The 11,797-nt window shown below is 67.5% G+C and carries 12 protein-coding genes; 7 read left to right on the top strand and 5 right to left on the bottom strand.

Annotation, left to right across the window (positions count from 1 at the left end; translation table 11 throughout):
* Positions 1-139 precede the first annotated feature (139 nt).
* From I0Q12_RS30165 to I0Q12_RS30145, 5 genes are read right to left on the bottom strand one after another with little or no spacing between them, the layout of a single operon-like run.
* Positions 140-493, bottom strand: a complete 354-nt coding sequence (locus I0Q12_RS30165) for a hypothetical protein (RefSeq protein ID WP_197257516.1) — start codon at positions 491-493, stop codon at positions 140-142.
* Positions 490-1,197, bottom strand: coding sequence for an ABC transporter ATP-binding protein (locus tag I0Q12_RS30160; protein ID WP_197257514.1), 708 nt, complete (start codon positions 1,195-1,197; stop codon positions 490-492). The genes I0Q12_RS30165 and I0Q12_RS30160 overlap by 4 nt, the downstream gene beginning before the upstream one ends.
* Positions 1,194-1,907 carry an ABC transporter ATP-binding protein gene (locus tag I0Q12_RS30155; RefSeq protein WP_197257512.1) on the bottom strand — a complete coding sequence of 238 codons (714 nt, stop codon included), beginning with the start codon at positions 1,905-1,907 and terminating at the stop codon, positions 1,194-1,196. The genes I0Q12_RS30160 and I0Q12_RS30155 overlap by 4 nt, the downstream gene beginning before the upstream one ends.
* Entirely contained in the window at positions 1,885-4,020 is a 2,136-nt protein-coding gene (locus I0Q12_RS30150) for an ABC transporter permease (RefSeq protein ID WP_197257510.1), read from the bottom strand. The genes I0Q12_RS30155 and I0Q12_RS30150 overlap by 23 nt, the downstream gene beginning before the upstream one ends.
* Positions 4,020-5,405 (bottom strand): ABC transporter substrate-binding protein, encoded by a 1,386-nt coding sequence (locus I0Q12_RS30145; protein ID WP_374069000.1) that lies wholly within the window; start codon positions 5,403-5,405, stop codon positions 4,020-4,022. The genes I0Q12_RS30150 and I0Q12_RS30145 overlap by 1 nt, the downstream gene beginning before the upstream one ends.
* Positions 5,406-5,794: 389 nt before the next feature.
* On the opposite strand from I0Q12_RS30145, the gene I0Q12_RS30140 reads away from it, so the two are divergent.
* The 7 genes from I0Q12_RS30140 (at position 5,795) to I0Q12_RS30110 (ending at position 11,761) form a co-directional block, all read left to right on the top strand.
* Positions 5,795-6,346, top strand: coding sequence for a carboxymuconolactone decarboxylase family protein (locus tag I0Q12_RS30140; protein WP_197257506.1), 552 nt, complete (start codon positions 5,795-5,797; stop codon positions 6,344-6,346).
* 4 nt (positions 6,347-6,350) lie between these two features.
* Entirely contained in the window at positions 6,351-7,634 is a 1,284-nt protein-coding gene (locus I0Q12_RS30135) for an aromatic ring-hydroxylating dioxygenase subunit alpha (protein WP_197257504.1), read from the top strand.
* Positions 7,615-7,944 carry a hypothetical protein gene (locus I0Q12_RS30130; protein WP_197257502.1) on the top strand — a complete coding sequence of 110 codons (330 nt, stop codon included), beginning with the start codon at positions 7,615-7,617 and terminating at the stop codon, positions 7,942-7,944. Before I0Q12_RS30135 ends, I0Q12_RS30130 begins: the two co-directional genes overlap by 20 nt.
* A 299-nt stretch (positions 7,945-8,243) precedes the next feature.
* Positions 8,244-9,455 carry an amidohydrolase family protein gene (locus I0Q12_RS30125; protein WP_197257500.1) on the top strand — a complete coding sequence of 404 codons (1,212 nt, stop codon included), beginning with the start codon at positions 8,244-8,246 and terminating at the stop codon, positions 9,453-9,455.
* The gene (locus I0Q12_RS30120; protein WP_197257497.1) at positions 9,442-9,855 is read left to right on the top strand and encodes a nuclear transport factor 2 family protein; all 414 of its coding nucleotides are present in this window, start codon (positions 9,442-9,444) and stop codon (positions 9,853-9,855) included. The genes I0Q12_RS30125 and I0Q12_RS30120 overlap by 14 nt, the downstream gene beginning before the upstream one ends.
* Complete coding sequence (locus I0Q12_RS30115; protein ID WP_197257495.1) at positions 9,852-10,943, top strand: acyl-CoA dehydrogenase family protein; 1,092 nt, start codon at positions 9,852-9,854, stop codon at positions 10,941-10,943. Before I0Q12_RS30120 ends, I0Q12_RS30115 begins: the two co-directional genes overlap by 4 nt.
* Positions 10,940-11,761, top strand: a complete 822-nt coding sequence (locus I0Q12_RS30110; protein WP_197257493.1) for an acyl-CoA dehydrogenase family protein — start codon at positions 10,940-10,942, stop codon at positions 11,759-11,761. Before I0Q12_RS30115 ends, I0Q12_RS30110 begins: the two co-directional genes overlap by 4 nt.
* Positions 11,762-11,797 lie beyond the last annotated feature (36 nt).

The following is an 11,797-nucleotide window of genomic DNA, read 5'->3' as shown; positions in this document are numbered from 1 at the left end:
CCGCCGGTCGCCGGGACCATCGGGCTCCCACCGCACGCCAGCACTCCCCCGGCGTCGGCCGGTGCCCGGACCACGACGACACGGACCGTGCATTCGGCACTGGCGAGTTGTTCTCCGGCGCGGAGCGGAGTCGAGGTGGTCATGCTTCAACCTCACTTTCGGACGTACGCTCGGCGAGCATGCCGAGATCGAAGGACTGGCGTGCCATCCAGAACCGGAGGAAGCCGGTGAGCGAGTAGCGCAGGTACAGCGCCGCGCCGACGATCGCGACGGCGACGCCGAGAATCGAGACCACGATCGCGTCGCGCTGCACGAGCGCGTCGGACGTGTTGTGCGACATGAAGTATGCCACCACTCCGAGGATCGGGCCGATCACCATGAGGGCGATGCCGAGGCGCAGCCACAGCGACGACCGGCCGGCGGCGGGATCGGGGATCTTCAGCTCGGACAGTTCACGGGTGAATCGGTCCGCTCGGGATTCGGTCGAGGTCATGAGGAACTCCCTAGGTAGAGTGCTGCGAGCTCGGATCGGAGACCGCTGTCGGGATGGCCTTGCTTCTGGATGCGTCCGCGCACGAGAACCGCTGCGTGGTCTGCGAAGTCGAGCACGGCATTCGCGAACTGCTCGACGACGAGGACCGCCACCCCGCTGCGGGCGATCTCGGCGACCTCGTCGTAGAGCCGGCCGACGACCAGCGGCGCCAGACCCATCGACAGTTCGTCGAGCAGCAGGACCGCGGGATCGGTGGCCAGTCCACGGGCGAGTGCGAGCATCTGCTGCTCGCCGCCGGAGAGTGTCCCGGCGGTCTGCGACGCACGCTTGGCGAGGATCGGGAAGCGCGAGAACGCGACCTCCTCGATCTGCTCGCGGGGTGTGCCCGTGAACGTCATCATCAGCAGGTTGTCGCGGACGGACATGTTGGGGAACACGCCGCGACCTTCCGGGATCAGGCAGACCCCGGCCCGTGCCAGGTCGCGCGGTGCCACTCCGGTGACGTCGCGCCCACCGAGCACGAGCTGCCCGGAACGCAACGGGTGGACGCCGGCGGCGGCCTTGAGCGTGGTGGTCTTGCCGGCGCCGTTCGGGCCGAGCAGGGCCACCACCTGCCCGGCGGAGACGCTCAGGTCGATTCCGTGCAGCACGGTGATCTCGTCGTAGGCGGCGCGGGCGTCGCGCAACTCGAGGATGGCTGTCATGCTTCCCCCAGGTAGGCCGCGAGTACCTTCTCGTCCTTGCGGATCACGTCGGGTGGTCCGACGGAGATGATCCGGCCGAGGTCGAGAACGTAGACCTGATCGCACACGTTCATGACCAGTTCCATGTCGTGTTCGACGAGCAGAACCGCGGTTCCGTCGTCGGCGAGTGCCCGCAGCAGACCGGCGAACAGCTCGGTCTCCTGCGGGTCCTGTCCCGCGGCGGGTTCGTCGAGCAGGATCAGGCTCGGGTGGACCGCGAGCGCCCGCGCGACCTCGACGAGCCTGCCCATGCCGGTGGACAGCGCGTCGGCCGTCGTGTCGGCGAGGTGGTGCAGGTCGAGGCGGTCGATGATCTCGTCCGCGACCTGATGCGCTCGGCGACGTTCCGGGCCGAGTTCTGCTGCGACGAGCAGATTGTCGCGGACGCTGAGCCGGCCGAACAGTTCCAGTCGCTGGAACGTGCGGGCGAGGCCGTGCCGGGCGCGGCGTGCCGGGCCGGCTCGCGTGACGTCGTGTCCGTCGAGGTACACGCGTCCCGCCACGGGCCGGCGCAGCCCGGTGATGACGTCGAACAGGGTGCTCTTGCCGGCCCCGTTGGGGCCGATGAGCCCGGTGACCTGTCCGCGTTCGGCTTTCAACCCGACCCCGTCGAGGGCGCGGTGGCCCCCGAACGCGACGGCGATGTCGTCAACCTCGAGTTGCGACGGCACGATCGAGCACCTCCTGATCCTCCGGAGTCCACGGGCGTTTCACGCCCCACCACTCGACGGGTATCTCCTCGACGGAGCCGTCCGGTCCCGGCGGTACCTTGCGCCGCGAGTTCGACCAGACGCGGGCGGCGATCACACCGGCGACGATGCCGGCGAAGAACACGTACCCGTTGATCACGTCGCCGAGGCGCAGCAGCCACAGCAGGACGATCCATCCCACGAGCGTCGAGACGACGAGAGTGTCGCGGAACGTCGCTTCCCATTCCTTGCGCATCGAGGGCACGACGCCGTCGTCGACGGCCCCGGACCCGTAGGCGAGTCCGGCCGCGGCGGGCAGGGTCTGCACGAGGTTCTGCGCGCCCGGCCACAGCGCGACGATCGCGTTGAGTGGTCCGGCGATCATCGTGCCGGTGAACAGACCGTTGCCGACGACACCGAGACCACCGACGACAGCGATGAGGAAGATACCCAGTCCGGCAATGAAATTGAACTGCTCCGGGGCGACGGACTGCAGTTGCATCCCGTAGAGCGCGCCGCCGAGTCCGGCGATGCCGGCGGAGATCGCGAACACCACCGTCTTCATCAGCAGCAGGCTGCCGCCGAGGGTCGCGTACGCGGCTTCGCTGTCGCGCAGCGCGATCAGTTGCCGGCCGAGCCGGCCGCGGCGCAGCGCCGCGACCCCGATGGTGACGAGGGCGAGGCAGATCGCCGCGAACACGGTCAGTTCCGCCGGGGTGTCGACCTGGAAGCCGAGCAGGCTCGGCCCGACCAGATCGATCGAACCCTGGTTGAAGAACGCGATCTCCATCCCGAACACCTCGAAGGAGGGCATCGAGAAGATCCACCGGTCCAGCACGACCGCGATCGCCGCAGTGCCGAGCGCGAGATACACACCCGACAACCGCAGCGCCGGGATCGCGACGATCGCACCGGCGACGCCGGAGACGACCATCACGGCGAGCAGTGCCCACCACTGTCCGTCCGCCCCCAGATGCGCGCACACGATCGCACCGATCCCCGCCATGCTCAGCTGGGCGAGAGAGATCTGCCCGGCGTAGCCGACCAGCGGCACGAAGGACATCGCGATCACACCGAACGCGAAGATCTGCCCGTAGGTGATGAGATCGCCCTCGCCGAGCACGGTGGCGAGGATGATGCCGAACGCGACGATCACACCCGCGAACGCGAACGTCCCTCGCACCGTGGGCACCGGCACCTGGCTGAGGTTCCGGTCGCGGCCCCGCAGACGGCCGTGCGGGAACAGCAGCAGCGCGAGCAGCAGGAGGATCGCCGGTGCGGCCAGACGCAGGCCCGGCAGGTAGTCGTTCTGCGGCAGGTAGCCGGCCATGTAGGCCTCCATGCACCCGACCACGACCGCACCGACGAACGTCATCGGCAGGCTCTTCAGCCGCCCGAATATCGCCGCCGCGTAGGCGCTGACGATCAGCAACGACAGCTGGGTGGCCTCGAGCGCGACCATCGGGGCGATGAGCACGCCGCCGAGGGCCGCCAGCACGGTTCCGAGGATCCAGGCGACGCGGTTGGCGCGGACCGGGTCCGCGCCGGTGAGACCGACGAGCGCGCGGTCGTCGACCGTCGCCCGCATCTCGGCACCGGTGCGCGTGTTGAACATCAGCACGCGCAGGCCCAGCGCCACCGCGACCGCGACGATCATCGTCAGTGCCTGGTGCCAGGTGATCGTCGCCGAGCCGATGTGGAACGCCTGCTGCTCGTTGAAGAACGTCGGCAGCGATCGGGCTTTGATGGGGTTCCAGATCCAGCGGGCCAGCGCGATCAGACCACTGAGCATCGCGATGGTCATGACGAGCTTCTCGGCCTCGCCGAGTCTCTGAACCGGACGCAGCAACCGTTCGACCAGAAGACCGAACGCCGGCGCCAGCACCAGCAGCACGACGGCGACCGAGAGCCACACAGGCCAGCCCCAGCCGACGCTGAGCTGCCAGTAGGCGAAGGCCGCCATCATGCCCGTGGCCCCGTGCGCGAAGTTGAACACGCCGGTGGTCGTGTACGTGACGACCAGGCCACTGCTGATGATCGCGTAGACCGCGGCCGTGGTGAGGCCGACGATCCCGAAGGTGATGAACTGTTCCATTATTGGACGTCGCTCATGCTCTTGCCGACTTCCGCGAGCGTCAGCGGCGCTCCGAAGTCCTGCGTGATCTTGCGCGGCGGGAGGTCACACCGGTACAGACCGTTGTCCGGGTTGAAATCGGCGGGCTCCCAACCGTCCGGGGTCGCCTTTTCGACGTTGAAACACGCCTTCGGCGGCAGCGGCGTCTGCAGATCCGACGGCGCGTGCAGTCCGCCACCCGTCCACGCGGTCTCCTCACGCGCGGTCTCGTACACACATGCACGGGTGAGTTCGTCACCGCAGGCGGCTGCGGCCTTGGCGAATAGCAGCCAGGACGACCAGGCGCGCATCGCGGGCAGGGTGATCTGCGCGTCGGGCGCGTACTTGGCGTAGAGCTCCTTCAGCTGCTCGACGGCGGGCTCGTCGCTTTCGAGCGGTGCCATGCCGCCGAGGTCGACGAGGTTGTTCTGGTACTCCGCGGAGCGGCCGAGGAGGTCGATGAACTGCGCGTTGTAGGCGTTGTTGTTCGCGTCGATCCAGTCGAGCTTGTAGTCCATGTTGGTCAGGACCTCTTCGAGCTTGGCGAGCTGGTCGAAGCTGCCCATGAAGACCAGGCCCTTGACGCCCTTGCTCTTGATGGCCTGCGCGTAGGGGGTCCAGTCCGAGACACCCATCGCCGGGTACAACTCGTTGTAGACCATGGTCGCGCCCAGCGCTTCGAAGGTCTCCTGGGTGATCGCGCCGACGACCTTGGTGACGGCCGAGTCGCCGTTGATCGCGCCGATCGCGGACTTGGACTCGGGGTAGGCCTCGTTGATCACCCACTCACGGAATCCGGCGTAGTTGTCGTATCCGGGGATCTTCGCCGGCGAGGCGCTGATCTCGAGGTCGGCGCCGGCGGCACCTTCCTGCACGGTCTGGGCCGTGAAGGTCGGAAGCAGGCAGTTCAGGCGCTCCTTGACGCCGAGGGCGTCGAGCGCAGCACCGCCGCCCACGAGGGCGAAGTCCTCACGGCAGGCCTCGATCATGCGCTGGCGCGGTTCCATCAGCTTGGCGTCGCGGGTGTTGGCGACGAGGGTGCGGCCGTTGATGCCGCCGTTGTCGTTGCACCAGGACGTGAACACCTTTGCCGCATCGACGAATTCGGGGTTCTTGGTGAACCCCATGTCGGTGAAGACGCCGACCTCGATCTGCTCGGCGGTGACGCCCTGTGCGGAGGCCGTCGAGGCGTCACCCTCCTGGCACACCTCGGTCAGGTCACCGAAGTCCGCGGAGAGCGCCGACGATCCGCCACCGCTGCGGTCGTCGCCTCCACCAGTCTCGGATCCGGTGCGGCCGCCGCACCCGGCGACGAGCACCGCGATCGCGGCCAGCGCCACGGCGGCCCGTCCGGTGCCCGCGACAATTCGTCGACGCACCTCGGGTACCGGAGTCTGCTGTAGTTTCACGTTCTTCCTCCCCCTGCAGGCCCGTTCGGGCCGACCGGTAATTGACAGGAGAGCGACGCCGTCCGCAGGGCCGCGGTTGCGCCGGGAATTCCCGAGGCCATAGTGCTCTCGCCTGATAGGGAAACTAGCCTCTCGCTGTAGGAGAATCAACATATTCTACTGGTCCGGAGCGGGGAGGAGATTCGCGGACCTCACCCCCTGGATCATCCGGACGAGATGCCGGAGCACTCCGGTGGCAGGCCGCCCACCTGCGTCTTCAGACCGGACGTTGACTATCCGGCAAAAGCCTGGAAACCTACTGAGCAGAAATGAGAATGTAATTCTCGCCGACGAGAGGAGGTTGGTGCATGGCCCTGCTTCCGCCGCTCCCTGCAGAGGAGTGGGACGACAAGACGCGAGCAGCGTTCATCGGGATGCTCGCGCGGGATCGCCAGAATCCGGAAGGAGCCGGCACGGCCCTGTCCGCGCTCGCGCATCACCCGGACCTGACCAAGGCGTTCCTCGGCTTCAGCGTCTATCTGCTGTGGCGGTCGACACTGCCGCCGCGGTTGCGGGAGCTCGTGATCCTGCGGGTCGCGCACCGCCGCGACTGCGAGTACGAATCGCAGCACCACGTCCCGATCGCGCAGGAAGCCGGGCTGACCCTCGACGAGATCGAGGCAGCACGCATCGGTGAGGCCACCGACGAGTTCGAACGCACCCTGCTCGCCGCGGTCGACGAACTCGAGGACAAGAACCGGCTCTCCGAGCAGACGTGGAACGCGCTCGGCGAGCGGCTCGACAAGCGGCAGCGAATGGACTTCATCTTCACGGTCGGCGGCTACGGCCTCATGGCCATGGCTTTCAACACATTCGGTATCGGACTCGGACACGACACCGAGCCCGGACAGGAAAGGTAGATCCGTGCCCCATTTCCCGAAACCAGCCGAAGGCAGCTGGACCGAACACTGGCCCGAGCTCGGCACCGCACCGGTCGACTACACCGACTCGTACGATCCGCAGTTCTTCGAGGACGAGCGCAACGCGATCTTCAAGCGCACCTGGCTCAACGTCGGCCGTGTCGAGAAGCTGCCCCGCAAGGGCAGCTACTTCACCAAGGAACTGCCCTCCGCCGGCCCCGGCACCTCGCTGATCATCGTCAAGGGCAACGACGGTGAGATCCGCGCCTTCCACAACCTGTGCCGCCACCGCGGAAACAAGCTGGTCTGGAACGACTTTCCCGGCGAGGAGGTCGCCGGCAGCTGCAAGCAGTTCACCTGCAAGTACCACGCCTGGCGCTACAGCCTCGAAGGCGATCTGACCTTCGTGCAGCAGGAGGGCGAGTTCTTCGACCTCGACAAGCAGGACTACGGACTCAAGTCCGTGCGCTGCGAGATCTGGCAGGGCTTCATCTTCATCAACCTCGACGACAACGCCCAGCCCCTCGACGAATACCTCGGCCCGCTGGCCAAGGGCATCGAAGGTTACCCGTTCGACAAGATGACCGAAGTCTACAGCTACCGGGCCGAGATCGGCTCCAACTGGAAGCTGTTCATCGACGCCTTCGCCGAGTTCTACCACGCCCCGATCCTGCACATGAAGCAGGCGACCAAGGACGAAGCCGAGAAGCTCGCCGGCTACGGCTACGAGGCACTGCACTACGACATCCAGTCGCCGCACTCGATGATCTCCTCCTGGGGCGGCATGGCCCCGCCCAAGGACCTGAACATGGTCAAGCCCATCGAACGTGTCCTGCGCTCGGGCCTGTTCGGACCCTGGGACCGCCCCGACATCCCCGGCATCTCCGGCGACGAACTGCCCGAAGGCATCAACCCCGGCAAGTACCCGGTCTGGGGCCAGGACTCCTGGGAGTTCTTCCCCAACATGACCCTGCTCATCTGGGCACCGGGCTGGTACCTGACCTACCACTACTGGCCCACCGCCCCGGATCGCCACATCTTCGAGGCCAACCTCTACTTCGTGCCCCCGAAGAACGTCCGCGAACGCCTCGCCCACGAACTGGCCGCGGTCACCTTCAAGGAGTACGCACTGCAGGACGCCAACACCCTCGAAGCGACGCAGACGATGATCGGCACCCGCACCGTCACCGACTTCCCGCTCTGCGATCAGGAAATCCTCCTCCGCCACCTGCACAAGACCGTCGGAGACTACGTCAAGGAGTACCGTGATGGCGCTGCTGCCAACTGAATTCGCCGACCTCGAACCTTTCGCTGCCGACTGGGTCCTGGCCACCGAACCCGAGCGCTACGCAAAGCGCCTGGCCTCCACCATGCCCGAGATGCAGAAGTTCTACGACGCCGCATTCCCGCGCATCGAGGACGCCATCACCTACTGCGACAAATTCGACTACGACGACCTGCCCGACGACGCCCGCGCCCTCGTGCACCTGATGCAGTCGCTCATCATGGTCTCCTTCCCCGTCGAAGTCTGGAAGCAGCCCCGCGTCCCCGACAGCGGCGCGGCCTGGGCCGAAATCATCCACGAACCGGTGGTCTGACGCCCGACGCACGACGAACCGTCCCCCCGCAGCCGATGCGCCGCGGGGGGACGGTTCCGTTCGTCCGGGACCTTTCGGCCGACACCTTCACCGGACACATTCCCCGGACGTTGACGCCCCCCGACAACTGTGGAAATCTGATAGTCAATGAATGAGAGTGCCATTCTCATGAATGAGATTGGATGAGCTCGGGTTCGCCGAGGCGACGAGCTCGGACAGGAAGGTGGACCCGTGCCCCATTTCCCGAAACCAGCCGAAGGCAGCCGGGCCGAAGTCATCCGAGAACCGGTGGTGTAGCGGTGATTACACTCAAGGCCGCCGGCCTTCTCGATGTCGACAGCGGAAAGATCGTGCGCCCCGGCATCATCCGCGTCGAAGACGACAAGATCGTCGGGATCGGCGGTGAACCCGAAGGCGAGGTCGTCGATCTCGGCGACCAGATCCTCCTGCCCGGCCTGATGGACATGGAAGTCAACCTGCTCATGGGCGGGCGCGGCGAGAAACCCGTCTACTCCACGGTCCAGGACGATCCCCCGCTGCGTATGCTCCGCGCGGTCGGCAACGCCCGGCGCACCCTCCGCGCCGGTTTCACCACGGTCCGCAACCTGGGCCTGTTCGTGAAGACCGGCGGCTACCTGCTCGACGTCGCGCTGGGCAAGGCCATCGACGCGGGCTGGGTGGACGGCCCGCGGGTCGTCCCGGCCGGTCACGCGATCACCCCGACCGGTGGTCACCTCGATCCGACGATGTTCGCGGCGTTCGCCCCCGGCGTGCTGGACCTGACCATCGAGGAAGGCATCGCCAACGGTGTCGACGAGGTCCGCAAGGCGGTTCGCTACCAGATCAAGCACGGGGCCAAGCTCATCAAAGTCTGTGTCTCGGGTGGCGTCATGTCGCACACCGGAACACCGGGCGCACAGCACTATTCCGACGAGGAGCTGCGCGCGATCGTCGACGAGGCGCACCGGCGCGGTCTGCGCGTCGCGTCGCACACCCACGGCGCGGACGCCGTCCGCGCGGCCGTCGCCGCCGGAATCGACTGCATCGAACACGGATTCCTCATCGACGACGACGCGATCGACAAGATGGTCGCCGCCGGCACCTATCTGGTTCCCACCACCCGGCTCGCCGACGCGATGGACGTCTCGCACGCGCCGCCGGATCTGCAGGCCAAGGCCGCCGAGATGTTCCCCAAGGCCCGCACCTCGGTCAAGGCGGCCTACGAGGCGGGCGTGAAGATCGCGCTCGGCACCGACGCACCGGCCATCCCCCACGGCAAGAACGCGGACGAACTCGTCGCGCTGGTCGACCGCGGCATGTCCGCACTGGACGCGCTGCGCGCCGCGACGATCACGGCCGCCGAACTGATCGATGTCACCGACCGCGGCCGGCTGGCCGAGGGCCTGCTCGCCGACATCGTCGGCGTCCCGGGCAACCCGCTCGAGGACATCACCGTCACGCAGAACGTGCAGTTCGTCATGAAAGGCGGAAAAGTCTATGTCAACAACTGACGACCTCGTCGAGATCAACCAGCTCCTCGCGCGGTACGCGGTCAACATGACCAAGAACGACGTCGAGGGTGTCATGGCGGTCTTCACCCCCGACGGCACCTACAGAGCCTTCGGCGATGCCTTCACGCTCGACCAGTTCCCCGAGTTGGTCGCCGCGGCACCGAAGGGCCTGTTCATGACGGGCACCGCCCTCGTCGAGCTCGACGGCGACACCGCGACCGGAACCCAGCCGCTGTGCTTCGTCGACCAGACGACCCACAACATGCGCATCGGGTACTACAGCGACACCTACGTCCGCACCGAGGACGGCTGGCGTCTGAAGACCCGGTCCATGACCTTCCAGCGTCGCAGCGGGGCCCACGACTCGGGTATCCCGCACGCCTTCGAGCCGTCGGCATGAACGTCGACGAGTTCCGGTCCGCCCTGCGCGCCTGGCTCGACGAGAACGACCTGACCCCGCCGCCGGACCATTCGCTCGACGGTCAGGTGGCGCAACTGGGCCGGGTGCGCAGGGCACTGTTCGACGCGGACTGGATGCGGTACGGCTGGCCCGTCGAGGTCGGCGGTCTCGGGGGCGACGCGGTGCTGCGGGCCGTGCTCGGCGAGGAGGTCGCCACCCGCGACCTGGCCGAACCGGGGATCTACTCGATGATCGAGGTCCTCGCGCCGACGATGATCTCCTACGCCCGACCCGAACTCGCCGCGGAGATGGTTCCGCTGTTGCTCAGCGGTCGCGAACAGTGGTGCCAGGGCTTCTCCGAGCCCGGCTCGGGCAGCGACCTCGCGTCGCTGAGCACCCGCGCCGTGCAACGCGGCGACGAGTGGGTGATCAACGGCCAGAAGGTCTGGACGAGCCTGGCGCAGTACGCATCCCGCTGTGTGCTGCTCACCCGCACCGCGCCCGGCCACGACGGGATCACCGCATTCTTCGTCGACATGGACACCCCCGGCATCACCGTCAAGCCGCTGCGCACGATGCACGGCATCGACGAGTTCGCCGAGGTGTACTTCGACGACGTCGTGGTGCCCGCGGACCGCATGCTCGGCCGGCCGGGCGACGGTTGGCGGGTCGCGATGGACCTGCTGCCGCACGAACGCTCGACGTGTTTCTGGCACCGGATCGCGTACCTGTTCACGCGTCTGGACAAGTTGCTCGACGAGACCGAACTCGATGCCGACGACGATCTCGGCTCGGCGTATCTGGCGCTGCACACGGTGCGCTGCCGGTCGCGCCTGACCCAGCAGCGACTCGCCGAAGGCGCCGCGCTCGGACCGGAGACCTCGATCGACAAGGTGCTGCTGGCAACGGCCGAACAGCAGTTGTTCGACACCGTGCGCGATCTGCTGCCGGGTGTCCTCGAACTCGAGGATTCTCTGTGGCGACCGGAATTCCTGTACTCGAGGGCCGCCACGATCTACGGCGGCACGGCCGAGATCCAGCGCAACATCATCGCGCGCCGCCTGCTCGACCTGGGGAGGGATCGATGACCGACGCCACCACCGTCGCCGACGCCGCGCAGGCCGAGGAACTGGCACTGCTGGGCGACGCCCTGCGCGGGACCATGACCTCCACACCCGCGCACGAACTCGATTCGGCGCTGGCCGATCTCGGCTGGGGCGACATGCTCACCGAGATGCCCGACGTCGCGATCCCACTGGTGTTCCGACTGCTCGGCGAGATGGGCGCGCACGCCCCGGTGATCAACGACGTCGTACTGCACGCGGCCGGACTGCCCATCGCCGGAACCCTCCCGTTGCCGTTCGCGGGCGGCAGATGGATCGTGTGGGAACGCACCGGCACCGCCGGCACCGCTCTCGACGAGGAGATCCCGCTCCACACCGCCGACGCGGGCGAGGAACTCGACCCCGCGGCGATCGCCGCCGGCCGGCGTGCGCTCGGCTGGTGGCTGGTGGGGACGAGCCGGACCATGTTGTCGCTCGCGCGAACCCACGCCCTCGACCGCACCCAGTTCGGCACGCCCGTCGCGGCGTTCCAGGCGGTGCGACACCGGCTCGCCGAGACCCTCGTCGCGATCGAGGGTGCCGAGGCGACGCTGCTCGCCGCGACCGACGACCTCGGATCGCTGCTGGGGAAGGCCGCGGCAGGGAAGGCCGCGCTGACGGCGGCCCGCCACTGCCAGCAGGTGCTGGGCGGGATCGGATTCACCGCCGAACACGACCTGCACCGGCACATCCGCCGGGCGCTGGTCCTCGACGGATTGCTCGGCAGTGCACGCGAACTCACCCGCGAGGCCGGTGCTTTCATCCGGTCGACGGGTTCGGCTCCGCGTCTCGTCCACCTGTAGAACCTCGGAAGCACGAAGGAGGGGCGCCCGCGGTGC

Source organism: Rhodococcus sp. CX (genome assembly GCF_015865005.1).
Lineage (GTDB): Bacteria > Actinomycetota > Actinomycetes > Mycobacteriales > Mycobacteriaceae > Rhodococcus.
The sequence above is the reverse complement of the archived record's forward strand: the minus strand, read 5'-3'. Positions and strand labels throughout refer to the sequence as shown.